We start from the raw sequence: 23,568 nt of genomic DNA on the forward strand, positions 1-23,568 counted from the left end.
TGGCCGGGGCCTGCTACGCGAAGCAGGCCCCAAAGGCCAAGATCAAGGGAGAACGGGAATGAAGGCGACGAAGATCGCAGGCGGCAAGGCCGCAACCGGCAAGATCGTAGCAGGCATAGGCGGAGCGTTCCTGCTCGCCGTCTGCGCGGCGAGTGTCGCATCGAGCGAGCCGCAGGCCGCACCGGCCCCGTCGCTTACCCCTCCGGCGGCAACTTCCGATGCCGATGCCCGGAAAGCGGCCATGGCGGCGATCATGCGCAATGGCAGCTATCTGCCGCGCGGTTCGGCGCCGAACAGCCTGCTGTTCAATCCGCCACCGCCGGCCGCCGGCTCAGCCGCCATGGCGCGCGACGAGGAGGGTGCCCGCGCCGCCATCGCCATGCAGGGAACCCCGCGCTGGGAACAGGCCAAGATCGACGCTGACCTCTTCACGCCCAAGGTAACCGATACGTTCTCTTGTGCGGCGGGCGTCAAGATCGGCGCGGATACTACGCCCAAGCTGCAAGCACTGCTGCTGAAGTCGATGATGGACTTCGGGTTGGCCAGCTACCCGACCAAGAACCGCTATCAGCGGGGCCGGCCGTTCATGGCCAATGGCAAGCCGACCTGCACGCCCGATCAGGAGGCCATTTTGCGCAAGGACGGCTCCTACCCGTCGGGGCATAGTGCCATCGGCTTCGGCGCGGGCCTGATCCTTGCCAGCGTGGTGCCCGAGCGGGCCGCCGAACTGGTCGCGCGTGGTCGTGCCTTCGGGGATAGCCGCCGGATCTGCAACGTCCACTGGCTGAGCGATATCGAGGAAGGGCGCGTGGTTGCCGCCGCCGTTTTCGCACGCCTCAACGCCGAACCGGCCTTTGTCGCCGATCTGGCTGCCGCGCGCGCGGAAGTCGCGGAAAAGCGCACTTCGCTGCCCGTGCCGGACTGCGCGCGCGAAAACGCGGCACTGGCGATGTAATCGTACCGGCGAAACCTGCGTTCGCCCGTGCTCTTGGTCCTATGCCGGAGCGCGGGCGCGCGATAGGCAACCTTTCAAAGACATTCGTAAAGGATTGGGACTGACCATGGCCGTTGAAATTCTCCTCCCCAAGATCGGCTTCTCGATGCAGGAGGGCCAGGTCGCCGAATGGCTGGCCAAGGACGGCGATCAGGTGTCCGAAGGCCAGCCGCTGTTCTCGCTTGAGGCGGACAAGTCGACCAACGAGGTTGAGGCGCCTGCTTCGGGCACGCTGAAGATCGTCGCTTCGGTGGGCGAGACTTACGAGGTTGGCACCGTTCTCGGTTATATCGAGTAACGGCCTGTTATCGCGGTCGATTATGGCGGGTGTGAAGGGGGCTGGACAGGTTCCCTTCATGGGTTCAGATTGCGTTTCATGCGCAAGACCCTACCCGCCATCGCCGCCGTTCTGGCTCTCGCTTTTTCCGCCGTTGCGGCCGATGCGGCACTGCCGGTCGGCGCCAAGGCCCCCGCGTTTTCGACGCAGGGCGCCAAGGGCGGCAAGGTCATGGCCTTCGACCTTAAGGCGGCCCTGAAGAAGGGGCCGGTCGTGCTCTACTTCTACCCCAAGGCTTTCACGCAGGGCTGCACGCTTGAAGCGCATGCCTTTGCCGATGCCACCGACGATTTCGCCAAGCTCGGCGCGACGGTGATCGGCATGTCCAACGACGATCTGCCGACGCTCCAGAAGTTCTCGACCGAGGCTTGCCGCGACAAGTTCGCTGTCGCCGTTGCCACGCCTGACATCATCAAGGCCTACGATGTGGCCCTGAAGCGCGAAGGCGCGCCTGCGGGCATGACCGACCGCACCAGCTATGTGATCGGGCAGGACGGGCGGATCGTGATGGTCCATTCCGATCTCGACTATCGCGATCACGTGAAGCTCACACTTGAAGCGGTGAAGAAGCTCAAGGGCTGAAGATCGGCAGGTGTTGCGCGGGGTGAGAGTCTCGGCGTGGCGCCGATCACTCCAGCCTTGAACAGTACCCCCATCAGCGAGTAATAGCGCCGCTTCCCGCGCCGACGGCGTTGCGCGCGCTTTACTTATGTCGCCGCTGCGCTATGCGCGGCGTTCGTTTCTTGGGAGTTTCATGTCATGCGTGCCGAAGGGCAGGCCCACATTGCGCGTATCGAGAAGGCCCTCGCGCTGGTCCGCAAGTTCCTCGACTGGGACCGCGCCCTGCGCCGGTTTGCCGAGTTGAACGCACGCGTCGAGGATCCCACCCTGTGGGACAAGCCCAAGGAAGCCGAAGCGGTGATGAAGGAACGTCGCCGCCTCGAAGCCTCTATCGGTGCCGTGAACGACATCAGCCGCGAGATGCAGGACGCCATCGAATTCGTCGAACTCGGCGAAATGGAAGATGACGAGGATACCATCAACGAGGGTATCGCGACGCTTGCCGCGCTGGCCGAACGTGCCGATCAGGACAAGGTCACCGCGCTCCTTTCGGGCGAGGCCGACAGCAACGATACCTATCTCGAAGTCCATGCCGGTGCCGGCGGTACCGAGAGTCAGGACTGGGCCGAGATGCTCCAGCGCATGTACACGCGCTGGGCCGAGCGTCACGGCTACAAGGTCGAGCTGGTGGACTATCACGCCGGTGAAGCCGCGGGCATCAAGAGTTGCACGCTGCTGATCAAGGGCGAGAACGCCTATGGCTATGCCAAGACCGAGAGCGGCGTCCACCGTCTGGTCCGCATCAGCCCTTACGATAGCTCGGCACGCCGTCACACCAGCTTCTCGTCGGTCTGGGTCTACCCGGTGATCGACGACAGCTTCGAGATCGACATCAATCCGGCCGATCTGAAGATCGATACCTATCGCGCTTCGGGTGCCGGCGGTCAGCACGTCAACACCACGGACTCGGCGGTGCGTATCACCCACGCGCCTTCGGGCATCGTCGTGGCGAGCCAGATCGACCGTTCGCAGCACAAGAACCGCGAAATCGCGATGGGCATGCTGAAGGCGCGCCTGTTCGAGGAAGAAATGCGCAAGCGTGAAGAGGCCGCCAGCGCCGAACACGCAAGCAAGAGCGATATCGGCTGGGGCCACCAGATCCGTTCCTACGTTCTCCAGCCCTATCAGCAGGTGAAGGACCTGCGCACCGGCGTCGTCTCGACTGCGCCGGGTGACGTGCTCGATGGCGCGCTCGACCCCTTCATGGCCGCCGCGCTCTCGCAGCGCGTGACGGGCGAGAAGGTTGAGGTCGAGGACGTCGACTGATCTGCGGCGGTTTCGGCCAGCGCTTTCGGCAGACCGTTTTGCCAAGCGCGGGCCGAACCGCTAAAGGGCCGCATGCGCTTGCCCCGCTTCATTTCCGGTCGAACCGCGACGCTGGCCCTTCTGCTGGCTGTCGGCGCTTGCCACCAGAAGACGCCTGACGACGGGCGCCCCGAAAGCGTGCGCGCTTTCCCGGTGGCGGACCGTCCGGTCAGCAAGGCAAGCGACACCGATTCCTCCACCGAAATCCAGCGCGATTCCCTCCATGAGGCGGAAGTCGTGATGGATCTTGCCCGTATCGAGCCGGGCATGACCGTGGCCGATATCGGCGCGGGCGAGGGCTATTACACGGTGCGCCTCGCCAAGCGCGTGGGGGCAAAGGGCAGGGTGCTGGCCGAGGATATCGACCACGCCGCGAACGAGCGTCTGGGCACCCGCGTGATACGCGAGCAGCTCGACAACGTCTCGATCAAGCTGGGGCAGCCCGACAATCCGAGCCTGCCGGAAAACAGCTTCGACCGCATCTTCCTCGTGCATGTCTATCACGAGGTGAGCGAGCCTTATGCGTTCCTCTGGAACTTGCGCCCGGCGTTGCGGCCGAACGGACGCGTCATCGTGGTCGAGGCGGACCGGGCGAGCGATCGCCATGGCATTCCGCCGCAGTTGCTTTTCTGCGAATTTGGTGCGTTGGGCTTCCGCTTGACCGAATTTGTTCGTAAGCCGGAACTTCAAGGGTATCTCGCACAGTTCGAGGCTGTGGGAGCGCGGCCGGAGCCCGAAAATATCGTGCCGTGCCGGCTCTCCGGCAAAACCGCGACGCAAAACAGGTGAGCGTCAGTAACACAGGGCGTATAAGGCAGGTCTGATCGACCCGCCGCGCCGGGGGAAAGTTGAAAGAGAAGATGGGTTTCAAGGGTCTCAAGCCGATTGTTTATGGTGGACGCGAAGTCTGGCCGCTCGTTGAGGGCGGCAAGGGCGTTGCCGCGACCAATCACATGAGCTCGGGCGCCTGGGCGGCGGCCGGCGGCATCGGCACCGTCAGCGCGGTCAATGCGGACAGCTATGATGCCGAGGGTAAGATCGTTCCCCAGATCTACCGTGCGCTCACCCGCAAGGAACGCCATCAGGAACTGATCGACTACGCCATCGACGGCGCTGTCGAACAGGTGCAGCGCGCGTACGAGATCTCGAACGGCAACGGCGCGATCAACATCAACGTGCTGTGGGAAATGGGCGGCGCGCAGGCCGTTCTGGAAGGCGTTCTGGAGAAGACGAAGGGCATGGTCACCGGCGTGACCTGCGGCGCGGGCATGCCTTACAAGCTGTCCGAGATCGCGGCCCGCTTCAACGTGAACTACCTGCCGATCGTCAGTTCCGCCCGCGCATTCCGTGCGCTGTGGAAGCGTGCCTATCACAAGGTTTCCGACCTGATGGCGGCGGTGGTCTATGAAGATCCCTGGCTGGCCGGTGGTCACAACGGCCTGTCGAACGCCGAAGACCCGCTCAAGCCGGAGGATCCCTATCCCCGCGTCAAGGCGCTGCGCGAAACCATGCGCGCCGAGGGTATCTCTGATGCCGTGCCGATCGTCATGGCCGGCGGCGTCTGGTTCCTGCGGGACTGGAACGAGTGGATCGACAATCCCGAACTCGGCACGATCGCCTTCCAGTACGGCACGCGCCCGCTGCTGACGCAGGAAAGCCCGATTCCGCAGCAGTGGAAGGACCATTTGCGCACGCTCGAGCCGGGTGATGTGCTGCTTCACCGCTTCTCGCCGACCGGGTTCTATTCCTCGGCCGTCCGCAATCCGTTCCTGCGCAACCTCGAAGCGCGCTCGGAGCGTCAGATTCCCTACTCGAAGGTCGAAGCGGGCGAGCACACCGTGCGGCTCGACGTCGGCGTGAAGGGCAAGAACTTCTGGGTCACGCCGCGCGATCTCGACCGAGCACGCGCTTGGTCGGCACAGGGCTACACCGACGGCCTGCGCACGCCGGACGACACGATCATCTTCGTGAACCCCGCCGAACGCGACGTGATCCGCCAGGATCAGGCCGACTGCATGGGCTGCCTGTCGCACTGCGGTTTCTCCTCGTGGAAGGACCACGACGATTACACCACCGGCCGCCTCGCCGATCCGCGCAGCTTCTGCATCCAGAAGACCTTGCAGGACATCGCCCATGGCGGCCCGATCGACGAGAACCTGATGTTTGCAGGCCACGCCGCCTACAAGTTCAAGCAGGATCCGTTCTACTCGAACGGCTTCACGCCGACCGTGAAGGAACTCGTCGACCGCATCCTGACCGGCGACTGATCGCTATTGGGCAGAATTCAAGAAAAGGGCGGTCCTCGGGCCGCCCTTTTCGTTTGTGCGGGCGGGACGGTCAGCGGTTGTAGACGCGGGTGACGGAAACCGAAAATTGCGGAACCAGCGCGCAGTCCGCGGGCGGCTTGCCGAGCGCGGTATGGTCAAGGCAGTAGGCGGCAGAGGCGAAGTTCGAGGCGATGGCGGCGCGGACGATTCCATTGTCGCGCATGCCGGCATCTCCATTGCCCGAGCCTTTCATCGACGTGGTGATGTCACGCTCGAACAGGATGTGGCCGTTGTCGATCCGCACCAGTCGATAATGCAGCGTCGCCGTGGCCGCGTTGGAGGTTGCGATCCGAAACGGCGTATGGCTCCCGCCCCAGCTGACGATGAGCCGCCCGCGCGCCTTGCCGTCCTTCGGGGCCAGCATGTTCATGCGCTCGAAGCTTTCGCGCAGCCCGGCGTTGATGCTGGACCGCTTGGCGGCAGCTATGAAGTTGAGCGCCGAACTGCCGACGGTCGAGGGAAGGCCCTCGATCTCACCGATCTCGATGCTGTGGTATAGTGGATGCGTCGGCCCCACCGGCTTTGGCGACTCCGGCGCAAAGGGAAGCCCGATTGCCACCAGCGGAATATCTCCCGGCCCGGCCTGCAAAGGCACGGCGGTCAGGGTAAGGGCGGCGGCGATGAACACGTAGCGCATGCCGCGTTTCTGTACGGGCTCTGGTATGGATTGAATTAACGCCGGGCGCGCGGGAGTGTGTGATGAAGCGGTTGTGGACGATCATTGGCGTCGCGGATGTCGCCAGCAGTTTCGCCTGGTACCGGCACTTGCTGGGGCTACCCGAAGCATCGCCCGCCCATGACTGGTTCGGCCAGATCGTGGACCCGGACGGCACCGTGCTGCTGTGCCTCCACCGATGGGGCGATCACGAGCATCCCTCGCTGATCGGGCCAGAACCGTCACCGGGCAACGGTCTGTTGCTGTTCTTCCGTGTCGACGATTTCGAGCAGGCGCTGGAGCGCGCGCGTTCGCTCACGCCGGAACTCGACGAAGAGCCGCATCGCAACCCGGCCACGGGCACGCTGGAATTCGCCTTGCGCGATCCGGACGGTTATCGGGTGATGGTAAGCGCGCTGGAGGCCTGAGCGCCACTCGCGGGAAGCGCAGGGGGCACGAGGCCCCCTGTCGCAAAACGTCAGGGACGCGCGGCGTTGGCGGCGCTGAGCACGGCGCGGACCGAGGCCGTGGCCACGTCCTCGTCGATGCCGACGCCCCAGATCGTGCGGCCATCCGGCGTCACGCATTCGACGTAGGCGGCGGCGCGCGCGTCGGTGCTCTTGCCCATCGAGTGCTCGGCATAGTCGCGCACGTCGAGGGTGACGCCGAAGCTTTCGGCCAGAGTCGCGGTAACCGATGAGATCAGGCCATTGCCGCGACCCGAAACCGTCTGCTCCTTGCCGTCGACGCCGATCTTGCCGGCGAAGACGCGGGTGCCGTCGGCCGCCTTGGCTTCTTCCCAGTCGATCAGAGCGAAGTGCTGCGGATCGTCAAGGCGGTAGGCCTTGCGGAAGACTTCCCAGATGTCAGCGGCTTGCAGTTCGCGGCCCAGTTCGTCGGCCAGTTCCTGCACATGCTTCGAGAAGTGGGCCTGCATGCGCTTGGGCAGCTTGAGGCCCTGATCCTGCTCGATCACCCAGGCGAAACCGCCCTTGCCGGACTGCGAGTTGACGCGGATCACCGCCTCGTAGTCGCGGCCCAGATCGGCCGGATCGATCGGCAGGTAGGGCACGGCCCAGATCTGGTCGTTGCGCTTTTCCTGCGCCGCGAAGCCCTTCTTGATGGCGTCCTGATGGCTGCCCGAGAAGGCGGTGAAGACCAGTTCGCCGCCATAGGGATGGCGCTCGGCAACCTTGAGCTGGTTGCAGTACTCGACGGTCTGGATCACTTCGTCGATGTCCGAGAAGTCCAGCTCGGGATTGACGCCCTGCGTGTACATGTTCAGCGCCACGGTCACGAGGCAGCAGTTGCCGGTGCGCTCGCCATTGCCGAACAGGCAGCCTTCGACGCGGTCAGCGCCGGCCATCAGGCCCAGCTCGGCCGCCGCGACGCCGGTGCCGCGATCGTTATGGGTGTGCAGCGAGATCACCGCCGATTCGCGGTTCGGCAGGTTGCGGCAGAAGTACTCGATCTGGTCGGCATAGACGTTGGGCGTTGCCGCCTCGACCGTCGCCGGCAGGTTGAGGATGATCGGATTTTCCGGCGTCGGCTGGAGGATGTTCATCACCGCTTCGCAGCACTCGATCGAGAAATCGAGTTCGGCGGTGGAGAACGTCTCCGGCGAATATTCGAAGTGCCACTTGGTCTGCGGATACTTGGCGGCCTGATCGCGCAGGATCTTCGCGCCGTTCTCGGCAATGCCGCGGATTTCGTGCGGCTCCATGCCGAAGACGACCGTGCGCCACAGCGGCGAGACCGCGTTGTAGAGGTGGACGATCGCGGCGGGCACGCCTTCCAGGCTCTCGAACGAGCGCGTGATCAGGTCTTCGCGCGACTGGGTCAGGACCTGCACCAGCACGTCTTCGGGAATCCGGTCGTTCTCGACCAAACCGCGAATGAAGTCGAACTCGGTCGCGCCCGCGCTCGGGAAGCCGACCTCGATTTCCTTGATACCCACTTTGACCAGCAGATCGAAGAAGCGGTTCTTCTTCTCCGCGCCCATGGGATCGATCAGCGCCTGATTGCCGTCGCGCAAGTCGGTCGAAAGCCAGCGCGGTGCCTTGGTGATGACCTGCGAAGGCCACTGGCGGTTCGGCAGATCGATCTGCGGGAAGGGGCGGTACTTGACCGAGGGGTCTGTCAACATGGTCATGGGTAATCTCGCTCGGATTTTCGTCTTCGTCGGATAAGGCCGCAATTTCGGCCTGGTCTGGCAGGGTCCCCTTGAGCGCCGAGCGCGCCGCAGGACCGACGCGTCATCTCACGCCCAAGGGCGTGTAAGTCGCAGAATAAGGCCAAGACGAAGGGTCATGTGGGTGCCTATGAGCACTGACCGGCCGCTTGTAAAGCGAAAAGGCATAAAGTCTTGCAGGCGCAGCATTGCCTCGCGCAAGAAACTTGCCCGGCGATAATCTCGGCCCGGTCAGTCCTCGCAGGCGAGGAAGAGTCGGTCCAGCCGGCTCCACGGCAGCATCCAGAACACGGCCACCAGTGCCGCGCAGGCGACGCCGAGCCAGGGCGTGATGAAGCTCAGCGGAATGCCGAGTGCATAGACCGCCGAGGCGGCAAGGCCCTTGCGGCGCGAGGCGCGGTGATAGACCCGGCTTGCCCTGTTGCGCGCACCGGTGGCGGCGACGCGGCCTTGCAGCGTCACGTAGGCGAGTGCGGGGACGAACATCGTCACGAGGTAGATCACCGTCGCCTCGCGGCTGAAATGATGCTCGCCGAGGTAGGCGGTGGAGATGGGGATCAGCGAGAGCGTGAAGAGCAGCAGCATATTGGCCCAGACGAGGCCGCTGGTGATGACGCGGGCATGGCTGAACAGGCGGTGATGGTTCACCCAGTAGATCGCGACATAGGCATAGCTGAGCGCATAGGCGAGGAACACCGGCCAGAGTGGCCAGAATGCCGCCAGTCCCTCGGCCGCGGGCGCCTTCAGTTCGAGCACCATGATGGTGATGATGATGGCGAGGACGCCGTCGGAAAAGGCCTCGACCCGGGCGACGCCGTCCTCGCGCTCGATATCGTCCACGTCGTTCATTCGCCGGTCCTCGTCATTGAGGAACCACCGTGGCGGTGCGCGGGGGGACGATCAAGGGGTCAGGTGCAGTTGAAGCCCTTGATCTTGCCGTCTTCCCCAACCTGGACGTTCAAACGCTCCGGCATGTAGTCCATGGTGACGCCCATGCCGGGCTTGATGACGCGCATCGGCTTGTCGCCCCGGGTTGCGGCGATGGCGGCGATCACTTCGTCGCTGGCGGGCTGGCCGACATAGGAACCGAGCTTGTCGGCGCCGCAATCGGGCTCCATCGAAGGGGGCGGCGCGGGCGGAGGCGCGGCTTCGGCGACTTTCTCCTTGCCGGTGCCGGCACCCGTGCCGGAGCAGGCGGAAAGGGCCAGAAGGCCAGCGGTGAGGGCGGTCATCGTGGTCGATCTGCGGATCATGCCATTCTCCCTTCGCGATTTTACCGGAGAGGAGGATGCACGAAAATGCTTGAACAGTCGATGACAGCCCGCACCTCGCGCGGGGTTACTGCTTCTCGAACGCGGCGTTGATGACCAGCACCGTCTCGTCGGACACCATCGGCACGTACTTGGTGATGCCGAAGTCCGAACGCTTGATCATGGCGCGGGCGAGGAAACCGATCGATTCCTTCTTGCTCATCGGGTTCTGCGCGGCGCCGAAGAAGTGCGCCATGATCGTGATCGGCTTGCTGACGCCGTGGAGCGTGAGCGTGCCGTCGATCGCGGCGTTGTCAGGCCCGCGTGGGGTGACCGAGGTGGCGACGAAGGTCGCTGTGGGGAAGCGGGCGGCGTCGAACCAGTCGGCGCTGACCAGTTCCTGCGAGAGCTTGGCGCTCGTCGTCTGCACCGATGAGATGGGGATGGTGACGCTCAGCTTGGTGGCGCCAAGGTTCTTGGGATCGATCGTCATCGAGCCGCTGGCGCCCGAGAACGTGCCGGCGAAGGGGGAAATACCCAAATGGGCGACGCTGAAGGTGACTTGCGTATGCGCGGGTTCGACCGCGTAAGTGCCGGCCTTCACATCGGCCGGGGTGCCTGCACCGTGAAGCGTCTCCATCCGGCCGCCGGGACCGCCGGGGCCGGGCTGCGCGATGACGGGGGCCGCGAGGGCAGCGGCAAGGGCGAGCGGAACCGCAAAATAGGAAAGACGCATCGGCAACTCCCGTCGGGACAAAGGAAAAGGCGGCGCATTTCTGCGCCGCCTTCGCTTCACCGTCAAACGGGGAATTGCTTAACCGGATTAAATTCCGATCAGTTCTTTTCCTTGTCCACCAGCGCGTTGGCGCCGATCCACGGCATCATCGCGCGCAGCTTCGAACCGGTCTCTTCGATCGGGTGACGCTGGGCGGCCTTGCGCGAAGCCTTCAGCTCGGGCTGGCCGGCGCGGTTGTCGAGCACGAAGTCCTTCACGAAACGGCCCGACTGGATGTCTTCCAGAACGCGCTTCATTTCCTTCTTGGTCTCGTCGGTGATGATGCGCGGACCGGTCTTGATGTCGCCGTATTCGGCGGTGTTCGAGATCGAGTAGCGCATGTTGGCGATGCCGCCTTCATACATCAGGTCGACGATCAGCTTCAGCTCGTGGAGGCATTCGAAGTAGGCCATTTCCGGCGCGTAACCGGCTTCGACCAGCGTTTCGAAACCAGCCTGGACCAGCGCGGTGGCGCCGCCGCAGAGCACGGCCTGCTCACCGAACAGGTCGGTTTCGCATTCCTCGCGGAAGTTGGTTTCGATGATGCCCGAACGACCGCCGCCGACGCCCGAAGCGTAGGCCAGAGCCACGTCCTGCGCGTTGCCGGTCACGTCCTGATGGATCGCGACGAGGCAGGGCACGCCGCCGCCCTTGGTGTATTCGCCGCGGACGGTGTGGCCCGGGCCCTTCGGCGCGATCATGATCACGTCGATGTCGGCGCGGGGCTCGATCAGGCCGAAGTGGACGTTGAGGCCGTGGGCGAAGGCGAGCGCCGCGCCGGGCTTCAGGTTCTCATGGATGTCGGCGGCGTAGATCGCGGCCTGGTGCTCGTCGGGCGCGAGGATCATGAGCACGTCGGCCCATGCGGCGGCGTCCTTGTTCGACAGCACCTTGAAGCCGGCGCCTTCGGCCTTCTTGGCCGAGGCCGAACCTTCGCGGAGCGCGATGGCCACGTTCTTGACGCCCGAATCGCGCAGGTTCTGGGCATGGGCATGGCCCTGGCTGCCGTAACCGAGGATCGCGACCTTCTTGTCCGTGATCAGGTTGATGTCGCAGTCGGCGTCGTAATAGACCTTCATTGTACTACCCTTTCGAGGGCCCGGTGGCGGGGCCGGATGTTGTCTGCGCGCGGGGGCGCGGGGATTTCAGTTTCCGGCCGTGGGGCCGGGAAAATGGCTTTGCGTCAGGCCTCTTCGGCGCCGCGGATCATCGCGACGATGCCGGTGCGGCCGACTTCGACAAGGCCCAGTTCGCGCATAAGCGCCACGAAGCTGTCGATCTTGTCCGGCGCGCCGGTCAGCTCGAAGATGAAGCTGCCGGTGGTGGTGTCCACCGGGCGGGCGCGGAACACGCCGGCGATGCGCAGCGCCTCGACGCGTTTTTCGCCGACGCCCGTCACCTTCACGAGCGCCAGTTCGCGCTGCACGTAAGGACCCACTTCGGTAAGGTCGATCACCTTGTGAACCGGCACCAGCCGTTCGAGCTGGGCACGGATCTGGTCGATCTGGCTCGGCGGACCGTGGGTGACGATGGTGATGCGGCTGAGCGCGTGGTTTTCGGTGATGTCCGCCACGGTCAGGCTGTCGATGTTGTAGCCGCGCGCGGTGAACAGGCCCGCGATCTTCGCGAGAATGCCCGCCTCGTTATCGACCGTAACGGTCAGGACGTGCCGTTCCTCGGCTTCGTGCTGGATGTGCATCATAAGTACTCTCGGATCTCGTGCGGTCTCAGACCAGCGCCTTGGCGGCATCGTCCATCGTGCCGGCGACAGTGTCGCCGTAGAGGATCATCTCGACATGCGATGCGCCCGAGGGGATCATCGGGAAGCAGTTCGATTCCTTGGCCACCAGGCAATCGACGATGACGGGGCCGTCATAGTCGATCATCGCCTGAATGCCGGCGTCGAGATCGGCTTCGTTCTCGATGCGGATGCCCTTCCAGCCATAGGCCTCGGCCAGCTTCACGAAGTCCGGCAGGCTGTCCGAATAGGACTGCGAGTAGCGGCTCTCGTAGGTGAGTTCCTGCCACTGGCGAACCATGCCCATCCACTCGTTGTTGAGGATGAAGATCTTCACCGGCAGGCGGTACTGCGTGGCGGTGCCGAGTTCCTGGATGTTCATCTGGATCGAGGCATCGCCCGCGATATCGATGACAAGGCTGTCCGGATTGCCGAGTTGCGCGCCGATCGCGGCGGGCAGGCCGTAACCCATCGTGCCGAGACCACCCGAGGTCAGCCACTTGTTCGGACCGAAGAAGTGGAAGTGCTGCGCCGCCCACATCTGGTGCTGGCCCACCTCGGTCGAGATGATCGGATCCTTGTCCTTGCTCAGTTCGAACAGGCGCTGGATCGCCAGCTGCGGCATGATCGCGTTGCGGTTCTCCGGGAAGGAGAGGCTCTTCTTCTCGCGCCAGCCCTCGATGCGGGCCTTCCACGGAGCGAGATCCTGCGGCGCGCGGTTGCCCCAGCCTTCGAGGATCTGGGCCAGCACGTTCGCGCAATCGCCGATGACCGGCAGATCGACGCGCACCGTCTTGTTGATCGAGGCGCGGTCGATATCGATGTGGATCTTCTTCGAATTCGGCGCGAAAGCGTCGAGGCGGCCGGTCACGCGGTCGTCGAAGCGGGCGCCGACGCAGATGATCAGGTCGGCCTGGTTCATCGCCAGGTTGGCCTCATAGGTCCCGTGCATGCCCAGCATGCCCAGCCAGTCCGGATGGTCGGCGGGGAAGGCACCAAGGCCCATTAGCGTGGAGGTGACCGGCGCGCCGGTCTTTTCTTGCAGCTCGCGCAGCAGCTCCGTGGCGCGCGGGCCCGAATTGATGACGCCGCCGCCGGTGTAGAACACCGGAGTCTTGGCCTTGGCAATCATCTCGACGGCCTGTGCGATCTCGTCGGTCGTGCCCATGGTGCGCGGGTCGTAGCGCTTGCGGCGCTGGACCAGAGCTTCGTGCCAGGGCGCCATCGCGATCTGGACGTCCTTGGGGATGTCGATCAAGACCGGGCCGGGGCGGCCGGTGGTGGCGATCTCGAACGCCTCGTCGATGATCGCGGCAAGGTCGGCCGGATCCTTCACGAGGTAATTGTGCTTGGTGCAGTGGCGCGAGATGCCGACGGTATCGGCTTCCTGGAAGGCGTCCGAGCCGATCAGGCCGGTCGGAACCTGCCCGGTGATGACGACCAGCGGAATCGAATCCATGAAGGCATCGGCAATGCCGGTGACCGCATTGGTCGCGCCCGGGCCGGAAGTGACCAGCACGACGCCGGGCTTGCCGGTCGAACGGGCATAGCCTTCGGCAGCGTGAGCCGCACCGGCTTCGTGACGCACAAGAATGTGCCGAAGTCGCTCGTCGCCGAATAGAGCATCGTAGATCGGTAGCACGGCGCCGCCGGGATAACCGAATACGAATTCGACTCCCTGCTTGACCAGGCTTTCGACCAGGATGTTCGCGCCGCTGCGCTCTTCAGTCACAATACATTCCTTTTTGACTCTTGGACGGGCCCCGGGGGTAGGGTCGTCTTCGAATATTGCGGCTCGATACGAATCTTGCCGCCTGAAAAAACCATAGCGCGCCTGTTGACGCACTATAATGAAACCGACCCGACACGACGGACGCCGTGCCGGGTCTCCCTCTCCTCCTGCTTCACTTCCACGGCAGGACTTGAAGCGGGCTCTAGGGGGACGAAAATGTTACGTCAACCCCATAACCTGAAACAATCTATCTTCAAGTGTTTTTTGCTCGAAATTATCGTACGCGATCCTTGTCCAATCTTGCGGAGGCTGGTGCCGGAGCCAAGTGAACTGGCGTTTCGCGTAATTGCGGGTGGCCTGCGCGCCGCGCGCGGCGGCTTCCGCGAGTCCCCAGTCCCCGCGAACGACTCCGGCAAGTTCGGGAACGCCGATGGCGCGCATGACCGGAAGGTCCGGATCGAGCTTGCGGGCGAGCAGGGCTTCGACCTCGCCCAGAGCGCCGCGTTCGATCATGCGGTCGAAACGCAAGTCGCAGCGGCGGTAGAGCGCCTGACGCTCGGGCAGGAGTACAGCGGGGAACAGCGAGACGGCATGGCCGATCCCGCCGGAAGTCATGGCCTGCCAGTGGGCGATCGGCTTGCCGGTGGAGCGCACCACTTCGAGCGCGCGGGCAATGCGCGCCGAGTCGGCCGGGGCGAGGCGGGCGGCGCGTTCGGGGTCCTCGGCCTGAAGCGCGGCATAGGCTTCGGAGACGGGCAGGGCGCGGACGGCCTCGCGCACGGCCGGGTCGATCTGGGGCACCGGAGCGATGCCGTCCAGCAGGGTGCGGATATAGAGGCCGGTGCCGCCGACCAGGATCGGCACGGCGCCTTCGGCATGGATGGGGGCAATCGTCTCGCGCGCGGCACGGGCCCAGTCGGCGGCGGAGCAGCTTGTCGCGCCGTCCCAGGCGCCGAACAGGCGGTGCTCGATCCCGCCCATTTCCTCGGGCAAGGGGCGCGCGCTCAGGACCGCCAGATCGGCATAGACTTGCGAGCTGTCGGCATTGACCACGACCGCGCGGCGGCCGCGCCGCTCCAGTTCCTGCGCAAGCGAAACGGCACAATCGCTCTTGCCGCTCGCGGTCGGCCCTGCGATGAGCGCGAGCGGTGGCTTGTGTCCTGACGGATCGCCGCCGGTGGAATTTTCATACGTAGCTTCAAGGGAATTCGCAGTGCTCATTGCGCGGCTGATAGCAGAACCGGACCACCTCTCGGCAAGAATCGATGCTGCCCGTGCCGAAATGCAGGAAGGGGGCGTGCGCCTCGCTTCCGCCGCCATGCTCGATTTCTGCGAACAGACCATGCAGATCGCCTCGCCGGATGACGATGCGGCCACGCTCCGCAAGGCGTTGGACGATCACTTCGCGCCGACCGACGGGCTTGTCTGCGATCATGAGCCAATCGTGCCCGGCCTGTTCATCTCGGACATGGATTCGACCATGATCGGGCAGGAGTGCATCGACGAACTGGGCGATTTCGCGGGTATCAAGGACCGTATCGCCGAGATTACCGAGCGGGCCATGCAGGGCGAACTCGATTTCGAACAGGCGCTGCGTGAGCGCGTGGGCCTGCTCAAGGGTCTCTCTGTCGGCGCGATCGACGAATGCCTTGCCAGCCGGATCCGGCCTGTTGCGGGTGCGCGCACTTTGGTTGAGACGCTCAAGAAGCTGGGCTGCCGCACCGTTTTGGTGACCGGCGGTTTCCATCACTTCGCGGATCCGGTCGCTGCCTCGCTGGGCTTCGAGCATGTGGTCGGCAACCGGCTTGAGGTTGCGGACGGCAAGCTGACCGGCGGCCTTGCCGGTCCGATTGTCGACAGCTCGGTGAAGAAGGCGACCCTGCTGGCCGAACTGGCGGCGCTCGGCGATGTCACCACGCTTGCCACTGGGGACGGCGCCAACGACATTCCGATGCTGGAAGCGGCGACGTATGGCATTGCCTATCGCGCCAAGCCCAAGGCGCGCGCGGCGGCCAACGGCTGGATCGACCGGGGCGACCTGACCAGCGGGCTGCGCCTGCTCGGCATCGACGAGCAGGAATGGGTTCGGGTCTGAGAGAGGACAAGCGATGGCCGGTGAACGAGATCCGATCCTGAGCCGGCTATCGCACCCGCGCTACCTGCTGTTTCTTGCGGTGATGGCGCTTTCCGTCCTGCCATTGCTGTCCGTAGCGCCTGCGGTGGAGGCCGTTGTCACGGCCTTCGACCTTGGGGTGATCGCTTTCACGCTGTCCTGCGTGCCGCTGTGGTGCAATGGCAATGCCACGGTCATGCGCCAGCAGGCCAAGCGCGACGATGCCGGGCAGATCATGCTGCTCGTGCTGACTGGGGTGGTCACTTCGGTGATCCTTGCCGCGCTAGGCACTCTGGTTCTCGACAACAAGAGCCTGAAAACTGGCGAGATTGCGCTGTTGGTGGTGACGCTGCTGTCCTGCTGGACCTTCGCCAACCTCATCTACGCCTTCCACTATGCGCGGCTTTTCTATTCCTCGCGCGATGGCGGCGACAGCCGGGGGCTCGATTTCCCGGGCGACTGCGTGCCGGACTTCTCGGATTTCGTGAACTTCGCCTTCGTGATCGGCATGACCTGCCAGACTGCCGATATCGAGATCACCGATTCGAGCATGCGGCGGGTGTCCACATTTCACGGGCTCTTCGCGTTTGCGTTCAATCTCGGGATTTTGGCGCTGACGGTTAATGTGTTGGCGTCTTCGACGGGCGGCTGATTGCCGATCCTTCAATTGGGCGGATTCATTAACGTGTGGAACTCGTCGCCCTCGCGAAGGCGGGGGCCCCGCTTTCTTGCGCCACCCACCAAGTTTAGCGGGATCCCCGCCTTCGCGGGGACGACGGGATCTTTTTGAGGGCCGGTGCTCTGGCGTCGCAAGTTTGCTTGCCGAATGCGCAGGCTTTTCGTCCTGCCCATCGGCAGGCGGACTTCGCCAAGCGCGTTTTCGGTGACGTAGGTGGGGTCATAGCGGCCAGCGCCGCCTGCAAAACCTGAGCTAGTTCGGTAAATTGCTCAAGCCCGACCTCACACGCAGTCGGTAAGGCCGGGCTTGAGCGATAATTCTTGATCAGCGGGCTACCGTAGCAGTCCGCCAATACGGGATCAGGCTTCCATCCAGTCCTTGAAGAAGGCCTCGTTGGCCTGCTTCAGGGCGGCGATTTCGACGCCGGAAACGGTAGTGCCGCCGACCGTGCCGATCTTTACGGCGCCGGGCAGGGTGGTGCCAGCCGGAGCCGTCACGACATAGCGCGACTGGTCTTCACCGAAAGCCTCTTCCGTGGTCAGCGCGCCGTCGAGTTCAACGCCAAGGCCGCTGGCGAGCGCCATTTCGGCGAGTGTAACGAGCAGACCGCCGTCGCTGACGTCGTGAACGGCGGTAACCTTGCCCGCGCCGATCCATTCACGGATCGATGCGCCGTTCTCGGCTTCGGCCTTGAGGTCGACCTTGGGGGCTTCACCGGCTTCCTGACCCGCGATCTCGCGCAGCCAGATCGACTGGCCAAGGTGCGTCCCCTTGCCGCCCAGAACGAAGATTTCGTCGCCGGCGTTCTTGAACGCCACCGTAGCCATCTTCTCGTGATCGGCGAGGATGCCGACGCCGCCGATGGCCGGGGTCGGCAGGATCGCCGAGCCGCCGCCGGTGGCCTTCGATTCGTTGTAGAGCGAGACGTTGCCCGAAACGATCGGATAGTCGAGCGCGCGGCAGGCATCGCCCATGCCGTTAAGGCAGCCGACGATCTGCGCCATGATTTCGGGACGCTGCGGGTTCGCGAAGTTCAGGCAGTTGGTGATGGCGAGCGGAAGGCCGCCCACTGCGCTGATGTTGCGATAGGTCTCGGCCACGGCCTGCTTGCCGCCCTCGTAGGGGTCTGCGTAGCAGTAACGCGGCGAGCAGTCGGTGCTGATCGCCAGCGCCTTTTCGGTGTTGTGGATGCGTACCACGGCCGCGTCGCCGCCGGACTTCTGCATCGTGTCGCCGCCGACCTGGCTGTCGTACTGTTCCCAGATCCACTTGCGCGAGGCGAGGTCGACCGTGCCCATCAGCTTGAGCAGGTCCGCGCCCACATCGGCGCTTTCCGCCACGTCGCCCATGGCTGGAACCTTGGCCCAGGCCTTGTATTCCTCAGGCGTGACGTAAGGACGCTCGTATTCCGGCGCGTCGTCGGCGAGCGGGCCGAGCGGAATGTCGCAGACGACTTCGCCATTGAATTCGAGAACCATGTGGCCGGTGTCGGTCACTTCGCCGATCACCGCGAAATCGAGTTCCCACTTCTTGAAGATCGCCTCGGCCATGGCTTCCTTGCCGGGCTGAAGCACCATGAGCATGCGCTCCTGGCTTTCCGAGAGCATCATCTCGTAAGGCGTCATCGCCTCTTCGCGGCAAGGCACCTTGTTCATGTCGAGACGGATGCCGGCGCCGCCCTTGCTGGCCATTTCGACCGACGAGGAGGTGAGGCCCGCTGCGCCCATGTCCTGGATCGCGACGATGGCGTCGGTGGCCATGAGTTCGAGGCAGGCCTCGATCAGCAGCTTTTCGGTGAAGGGATCGCCCACCTGCACGGTCGGGCGCTTCTCGTCCGAATGCTCGTCGAAGTCCGCCGATGCCATGGTGGCGCCGTGGATGCCGTCGCGGCCGGTCTTGGAGCCGACGTAGACGATCGGGTTACCGAGGCCGGTTGCGGCCGAGTAGAAGATCTTGTCGGTATCGGCGACGCCCACGGTCATGGCGTTGACGAGGATGTTGCCGTCGTACGCCTTGTGGAAGTTGGTCTCGCCGCCGACGGTGGGCACGCCCACGCAGTTGCCGTAGGAGCCGATGCCCTCGACCACGCCTTGCACGAGGTGCTTCATCTTCGGATGATCGGGACGGCCGAAACGCAGCGCGTTCATGTTGGCAACCGGGCGTGCGCCCATGGTGAAGACGTCGCGCAGAATGCCGCCGACGCCGGTGGCTGCGCCCTGGAAAGGCTCGATGTAGCTGGGGTGGTTGTGGCTTTCCATCTTGAAGATGGCGGCCTGTCCATCGCCGATGTCGATCACGCCGGCGTTCTCGCCGGGGCCGCAGATGACCCAGGGGGCCTTGGTCGGCAGCTTCTTCAGGTGGAAGCGGCTCGACTTGTACGAGCAGTGCTCAGACCACATGACCGAGAATATGCCGAGTTCGACTAGGTTCGGCTCTCGGCCAAGGGCGTGCAGGACGCGCTCGTATTCCGCGGGATTGAGGCCATGCGCCTCGACGACGTCAGGGGTGATTCCGGTCATGCGAGGCGCCTTAGCCATGTCCGTCGCTGTGCGCTAGACGGCACGCGCCCTGAGATGAACTTTCGCTTTCGAGGCCCGGGCCGATGTGCCACACGATCATGCTGCGATTGTCCGAATAATTCAGGGGGTTTATGCGTAAAATCGTTGCAGCTTTGGCCATTGTCATGGGGCTGATGGTGGCTGGTTCCGCGCAGGCGCAGATGGTGACGGCAAAATCGCCGGCCACTATCGTCTCGGCCTTGCAGGACGCGGGCTACCGCGCGGAGCTGTCCAAGGATTCGGTGGGAGACCCGCTGATCCGGAGCGCTTCCTCGGGATCGCGTTTCACGATCACCTTCTATGGCTGCACCGATGGCGCCGATTGTTCGAGCGTCCAGTTCTATGCCGGCTGGACCGAAGCGACGCATTGCAGTCTGGAGGCGATGAACACCTTCGCGCAGAAGTACCGCTTCGTCACGCCGCAGGTGGACGACGACAAGGACTGCGTGATCCAGTACGATCTCGATCTCGACAAGGGCGGGATGAGCAAGGAACTGTTCCTCGACACGCTGGAATTCTGGACCGATACGATGGCCACCTTCAAGGACTATATCTATCAGGAATGACGGAGAATTGCGCTCTTGCAGCGGCTTCGGTGCGGATCGTCGGCAGCACATGCCGTGCAGGCATGACGAAACCGGGGAAGCGCGGATTGCTCCCTTGACCGGCTGGTGCCGCAAGGCCATTGCTGCACCATGGTAGATGAGACAGAAACCATCGAAAGCCTGAGCTTCGAAGACGCGCTGCGCGAACTCGAAGGCATCGTGCGAAGGCTTGAGAGCGGCGATGTGCCGCTTGAGGATTCCATCACGCTTTACGAGAAGGGTGAGCGTCTGCGCCAGCATTGCCAGAAGCGGCTCGATGCCGCGCAGGCCCGGATCGAGCGAATCGTCGCCGGACCGGACGGGGTGCCCACCGGCACCCAGCCGTTCGACGCGGACCGCTGATAAGATGACTGAGGTCGGGGTGAGCGATCCGCTGCTTGCCGAAGGGCTGGCGAAGATCGCCGATGAGGTCGACCGCGCCTTTGACGCGCTGTTGCCGGTGCCCGAAGACGCGCGCGCGCGCTTGATCGAGGCGATGCGCTATGCGGCGATCGGCGGCGGCAAGCGCCTGCGCCCGCTGCTGCTGACAGCCGTGGCCGAGATGTACGGCGTCGTTCGCGAGGCGGCGATCCGCGCGGCCATCGCCATCGAATCGATCCATGTCTACTCGCTGATCCACGACGATCTGCCGTGCATGGATGACGATTCCCTGCGTCACGGCAAGCCGACCGTTCATAAGGCTTTCGATGAGGCGACGGCCGTACTCGCGGGCGATTCGCTGCTGTCCTTCGCGTTCGAAGTGCTGGGCGATCCGGCCGTCAGTGCCGATCCCTTCACGCGCATCGAACTGGTGCAGGCGCTTGGCCATGCCAGCGGCGCACAGGGCATGGCGGGGGGGCAGATGATGGACCTCGTGGCCGAGACCAGCGAGTTCGATCTGCAGACCGTCACGCGCCTCCAGCAGCTCAAGACCGGCGCCCTGCTCGGTGCGGCGGTGGAGATGGGCGCGATTCTCGGGCGTGTTCAGCCCGAAGGCCGCGCCCACTTGCGCGGCTATGCGCGCGACATCGGTCTTGCCTTCCAGATCGCGGACGACCTCATCGATCATGAGGGCAATGCCGAAGTCGCCGGCAAGGCCGTGGGCAAGGACGCGGCGGCCGGCAAGGAAACGTTCGTGTCCCTGCTTGGCCCGGACCGCGCGCGCGAACAGGCGCGCATGCTGGTTGAGCAGGCCATCGGACACCTTTCGCAGCACGGCAAGGAAGCCGACCTGCTGCGCGCGGTCGCGCGCTACATCATCGAGAGGGATCATTGATGAGTCTGGGAGAGCGTATCGGGGTCTATCCCGGCACTTTCGATCCGATCACGCTGGGGCATGCCGATATCATCCGGCGCGGTGCCAAGCTGGTGGATCGGCTGATCATCGGGGTGACGACCAACCCTTCCAAGGACCCGCTGTTCACGCCCGAAGAGCGCATGGCCATGGTGGAGCGTGAAGCAGCGGCCCTGGGCATCGACAATGTCACCGTCGTCGGATTCAATGCACTGCTGATGAAGTTTGCGCAGAAGCAGGGGGCCAACGTCATCGTGCGGGGCCTGCGCGCTGTCGCCGATTTCGAATACGAATATCAGATGGCGGGCATGAACCAGCAGCTCAACCCGAGCATCGAGACGATTTTCTTGATGGCCGATGTCGGCCTTCAGCCGATCGCTTCCAAGCTGGTCAAGGAAATCGCCACCTTCGGGGGCGACATTTCCCGCTTCGTCAGCCCCGCGGTGCGTGACGATGTTGTCAGCCGGATCGCCGCGAAAGGCCTTCAGGGCGACTACTGAGCCTATCTGCGACAAAATCATTCATTGTCACGTCAGCACCGGGGCTCTATCGCCCCACGCCTGAACGGCTTCCTTGTGAGTATTCGATGAAGTTTCGCCTGAACCTTACTGCGACTATGATCGGCCTCGCGCTTGTCGCCACGCCTGCGATGGCCAAGAAGAAGGAAGCGCCTGCACCGGCTCCGGCGGCTGAGCCTGCCGCGCCGCCGCTCTCCGTCGTCGTCGATCCCGACGTGACGCACGATCCCGAAAACGTGCTGCTGCTTGACCTGTCGGACGGCGGCCGCGTTGCCATTCGTCTCATGCCGAAGTGGGCGCCGCACCATGTCGAGCGGATCAAGACGCTGGCCGCGCAGGGCTTCTACAACGGCATCATCTTCCACCGCGTGATCGACGGCTTCATGGCTCAGACGGGCGATCCGACGGGCACCGGGCAGGGCGGTTCGAAGCTTCCCGACCTCCAAGCCGAGTTCAACTCGATGCCGCACTTGCGCGGCATGGTCTCGATGGCGCGCACCAACGATCCGAACAGCGCGAACAGCCAGTTCTTCATCGTGCTCTATCCGCGCTTCTCGCTCGATCACAAGTACACGGTGTTCGGGCGCGTGATCTCGGGTATGCAGTACGTGGACGCGATCCAGCGCGGCGAGCCGCCCGCGAACCCGACCAAGATCGTCCAGGCCTCGCTCGCCTCGGACAACAAGGCACCGCCGCCGGCAGCGCCTGCGACGGCGGCCCCTGCCAAGATCACGGCGGATCAGCTCAGCAACTCGAAGTCGAACTGAATTTCTCCGAAAGGGGATGACGGGGCCACGGCGCGCGCCTAGAGGCGCGCCATGCGCGTTGACCTTTTCGACTTCGATCTGCCGCCCGAAAACATCGCCCTGAGACCGGCGCGTCCGCGCGATTCGGCACGGATGCTGATCGTGGATGGCCGCGGTAACGAGACTGGCGAAGGCCCGCTCGTCGACCGGCACGTCCACGATCTGCCGGACATCCTGCGTGCGGGCGACGTGCTGGTCTTCAATGATACGCGCGTGATCCCGGCCCAGCTTGAGGGCCGCCGGGGCGAGGCGCGGATCGGCGCCACGCTGCACAAGCGCGTCGACCTCCGCCGCTGGCAGGCCTTCGTGCGCAATGCCAAGCGCTTGCGTCCCGGCGACCGCGTGGAATTTCCGGCCGATGTCACGGCTATCGCCGAAGAACGGCTGGACGATGGCAGCTGGGTCCTGATGTTCGAAGGCGAAGAGCCGGTCGAAGTGCTGCTGGAGCGGGCAGGGCGCATGCCGCTGCCCCCATACATCGCCGGCAAGCGCGAGACCGACGAGGCCGACCGCCGCGATTACCAGACCATGTTCGCCGAGAAGGACGGCGCCGTCGCCGCGCCTACGGCTTCCCTCCATTTCACGCCGGAACTGATGGCAAGGCTCGAAACGGCGGGGGTCCTACGCGAGACGCTGACGCTGCACGTCGGCGCGGGCACGTTCCTCCCGGTCAAGGCGGACGATACGCAGGACCACAAGATGCACGCCGAATGGGGCAGCATCGACGCGGCGACCGCAGATCGCCTCAACGCGGCGCGCGCAGCCGGTAATCGCGTGATCGCGGTTGGCACCACCAGCCTGCGCCTGCTCGAAAGCGCGACCGGCGAGGACGGCGTGATCCGCCCCTTCGAGGGTGATACGGCGATCTTCATCACACCCGGCTATCGCTTCAAGGCGATCGACGGCCTGATGACGAACTTCCACTTGCCCAAGTCCACGCTGTTCATGCTCGTCTCCGCCCTCATGGGGCTGGAGCGGATGCAGGCGGTCTATGCCCATGCCATCGGCGAAGGCTACCGCTTCTATTCCTACGGAGATTCCAGCATTCTTTTGCCTTAAAGGACTTGGAACCGTCATCGGTTTCGCGCATC

25 protein-coding genes are annotated in these 23,568 nt (G+C 64.3%); 15 read left to right on the plus strand and 10 right to left on the minus strand.

Going from position 1 to position 23,568, the window contains the following annotated elements:
• Positions 1-58 precede the first annotated feature (58 nt).
• The 6 genes from AC1VVM_RS11395 to AC1VVM_RS11420 all read left to right on the plus strand — a co-directional run bounded on the left by AC1VVM_RS11395 (position 59) and on the right by AC1VVM_RS11420 (position 5,524).
• Positions 59-955, plus strand: a complete 897-nt coding sequence (locus AC1VVM_RS11395; RefSeq protein ID WP_482955075.1) for an acid phosphatase — start codon at positions 59-61, stop codon at positions 953-955.
• A 106-nt stretch (positions 956-1,061) separates the two neighbouring features.
• Complete coding sequence (locus AC1VVM_RS11400) at positions 1,062-1,292, plus strand: biotin/lipoyl-containing protein (protein WP_132385242.1); 231 nt, start codon at positions 1,062-1,064, stop codon at positions 1,290-1,292.
• A 78-nt stretch (positions 1,293-1,370) separates the two neighbouring features.
• Entirely contained in the window at positions 1,371-1,913 is a 543-nt protein-coding gene (locus AC1VVM_RS11405) for a peroxiredoxin (protein ID WP_132385243.1), read from the plus strand.
• A 177-nt stretch (positions 1,914-2,090) separates the two neighbouring features.
• Positions 2,091-3,218, plus strand: a complete 1,128-nt coding sequence (prfB, locus tag AC1VVM_RS11410; protein WP_132385244.1) for a peptide chain release factor 2 — start codon at positions 2,091-2,093, stop codon at positions 3,216-3,218.
• 72 nt (positions 3,219-3,290) lie between these two features.
• Complete coding sequence (locus AC1VVM_RS11415) at positions 3,291-4,046, plus strand: class I SAM-dependent methyltransferase (RefSeq protein WP_132385245.1); 756 nt, start codon at positions 3,291-3,293, stop codon at positions 4,044-4,046.
• Between the two features lie 71 nt (positions 4,047-4,117).
• On the plus strand, positions 4,118-5,524 hold the full coding sequence (locus tag AC1VVM_RS11420) for an NAD(P)H-dependent flavin oxidoreductase (RefSeq protein ID WP_482904024.1): 1,407 nt from the start codon (positions 4,118-4,120) through the stop codon (positions 5,522-5,524).
• A 70-nt stretch (positions 5,525-5,594) separates the two neighbouring features.
• Here the strand turns inward: AC1VVM_RS11420 and AC1VVM_RS11425 are convergent, their stop codons facing one another.
• Positions 5,595-6,221 (minus strand): hypothetical protein, encoded by a 627-nt coding sequence (locus tag AC1VVM_RS11425; RefSeq protein ID WP_482904025.1) that lies wholly within the window; start codon positions 6,219-6,221, stop codon positions 5,595-5,597.
• A gap of 62 nt (positions 6,222-6,283) precedes the next feature.
• Between AC1VVM_RS11425 and AC1VVM_RS11430 the strand changes: the two genes are divergently transcribed.
• A complete protein-coding gene (locus AC1VVM_RS11430) occupies positions 6,284-6,667 on the plus strand; it encodes a VOC family protein (RefSeq protein WP_482904026.1) in 384 nt (127 codons plus the stop codon).
• 50 nt (positions 6,668-6,717) lie between these two features.
• Here the strand turns inward: AC1VVM_RS11430 and leuA are convergent, their stop codons facing one another.
• From leuA to miaA, 8 genes are all read right to left on the minus strand, one after another.
• Positions 6,718-8,391 (minus strand): 2-isopropylmalate synthase, encoded by a 1,674-nt coding sequence (gene leuA, locus AC1VVM_RS11435; protein ID WP_132385249.1) that lies wholly within the window; start codon positions 8,389-8,391, stop codon positions 6,718-6,720.
• Positions 8,392-8,661: 270 nt separating this feature from the next.
• Positions 8,662-9,279: a TMEM175 family protein gene (locus AC1VVM_RS11440; protein WP_482904028.1), complete on the minus strand. Its 618-nt coding sequence runs from the start codon at positions 9,277-9,279 to the stop codon at positions 8,662-8,664.
• A 59-nt stretch (positions 9,280-9,338) separates the two neighbouring features.
• A complete protein-coding gene (locus AC1VVM_RS11445) occupies positions 9,339-9,683 on the minus strand; it encodes an I78 family peptidase inhibitor (RefSeq protein ID WP_243652356.1) in 345 nt (114 codons plus the stop codon).
• Between the two features lie 85 nt (positions 9,684-9,768).
• Positions 9,769-10,416: a YceI family protein gene (locus AC1VVM_RS11450; protein WP_482904029.1), complete on the minus strand. Its 648-nt coding sequence runs from the start codon at positions 10,414-10,416 to the stop codon at positions 9,769-9,771.
• A gap of 98 nt (positions 10,417-10,514) precedes the next feature.
• Complete coding sequence (ilvC, locus tag AC1VVM_RS11455; protein ID WP_132385251.1) at positions 10,515-11,534, minus strand: ketol-acid reductoisomerase; 1,020 nt, start codon at positions 11,532-11,534, stop codon at positions 10,515-10,517.
• Positions 11,535-11,638: 104 nt separating this feature from the next.
• On the minus strand, positions 11,639-12,157 hold the full coding sequence (gene ilvN, locus AC1VVM_RS11460; protein WP_132385252.1) for an acetolactate synthase small subunit: 519 nt from the start codon (positions 12,155-12,157) through the stop codon (positions 11,639-11,641).
• A gap of 25 nt (positions 12,158-12,182) precedes the next feature.
• Positions 12,183-13,925, minus strand: a complete 1,743-nt coding sequence (gene ilvB / locus AC1VVM_RS11465; RefSeq protein WP_482904030.1) for a biosynthetic-type acetolactate synthase large subunit — start codon at positions 13,923-13,925, stop codon at positions 12,183-12,185.
• 219 nt (positions 13,926-14,144) lie between these two features.
• Positions 14,145-15,146, minus strand: coding sequence for a tRNA (adenosine(37)-N6)-dimethylallyltransferase MiaA (gene miaA, locus AC1VVM_RS11470; RefSeq protein WP_482904031.1), 1,002 nt, complete (start codon positions 15,144-15,146; stop codon positions 14,145-14,147).
• Here miaA and serB point away from each other — a divergent pair.
• Both serB and AC1VVM_RS11480 read left to right on the plus strand, forming a co-directional pair.
• A complete protein-coding gene (serB, locus tag AC1VVM_RS11475; RefSeq protein WP_482904032.1) occupies positions 15,139-16,020 on the plus strand; it encodes a phosphoserine phosphatase SerB in 882 nt (293 codons plus the stop codon). The two genes, miaA and serB, sit on opposite strands and share 8 nt — an antisense overlap.
• A gap of 13 nt (positions 16,021-16,033) precedes the next feature.
• Positions 16,034-16,690: a DUF1345 domain-containing protein gene (locus tag AC1VVM_RS11480; protein ID WP_243652358.1), complete on the plus strand. Its 657-nt coding sequence runs from the start codon at positions 16,034-16,036 to the stop codon at positions 16,688-16,690.
• Between the two features lie 386 nt (positions 16,691-17,076).
• Here the strand turns inward: AC1VVM_RS11480 and purL are convergent, their stop codons facing one another.
• Complete coding sequence (gene purL / locus AC1VVM_RS11485; protein WP_482904033.1) at positions 17,077-19,236, minus strand: phosphoribosylformylglycinamidine synthase subunit PurL; 2,160 nt, start codon at positions 19,234-19,236, stop codon at positions 17,077-17,079.
• A gap of 131 nt (positions 19,237-19,367) precedes the next feature.
• On the opposite strand from purL, the gene AC1VVM_RS11490 reads away from it, so the two are divergent.
• The 6 genes from AC1VVM_RS11490 (at position 19,368) to queA (ending at position 23,536) form a co-directional block, all read left to right on the plus strand.
• The gene (locus tag AC1VVM_RS11490; protein ID WP_132385257.1) at positions 19,368-19,841 is read left to right on the plus strand and encodes a YbjN domain-containing protein; all 474 of its coding nucleotides are present in this window, start codon (positions 19,368-19,370) and stop codon (positions 19,839-19,841) included.
• Between the two features lie 129 nt (positions 19,842-19,970).
• Positions 19,971-20,222 carry an exodeoxyribonuclease VII small subunit gene (locus AC1VVM_RS11495; protein ID WP_132385258.1) on the plus strand — a complete coding sequence of 84 codons (252 nt, stop codon included), beginning with the start codon at positions 19,971-19,973 and terminating at the stop codon, positions 20,220-20,222.
• 4 nt (positions 20,223-20,226) lie between these two features.
• On the plus strand, positions 20,227-21,135 hold the full coding sequence (locus AC1VVM_RS11500; RefSeq protein ID WP_132385259.1) for a polyprenyl synthetase family protein: 909 nt from the start codon (positions 20,227-20,229) through the stop codon (positions 21,133-21,135).
• The gene (gene coaD / locus AC1VVM_RS11505) at positions 21,135-21,653 is read left to right on the plus strand and encodes a pantetheine-phosphate adenylyltransferase (protein WP_207904606.1); all 519 of its coding nucleotides are present in this window, start codon (positions 21,135-21,137) and stop codon (positions 21,651-21,653) included. Before AC1VVM_RS11500 ends, coaD begins: the two co-directional genes overlap by 1 nt.
• A gap of 86 nt (positions 21,654-21,739) precedes the next feature.
• The gene (locus AC1VVM_RS11510) at positions 21,740-22,438 is read left to right on the plus strand and encodes a peptidylprolyl isomerase (RefSeq protein WP_482904034.1); all 699 of its coding nucleotides are present in this window, start codon (positions 21,740-21,742) and stop codon (positions 22,436-22,438) included.
• A gap of 51 nt (positions 22,439-22,489) precedes the next feature.
• A complete protein-coding gene (gene queA, locus AC1VVM_RS11515; protein WP_482904035.1) occupies positions 22,490-23,536 on the plus strand; it encodes a tRNA preQ1(34) S-adenosylmethionine ribosyltransferase-isomerase QueA in 1,047 nt (348 codons plus the stop codon).
• The last annotated feature ends 32 nt before the right edge of the window (positions 23,537-23,568 follow it).

The sequence above is a fragment of the Novosphingobium sp. BL-S-33 genome, assembly GCF_056857025.1.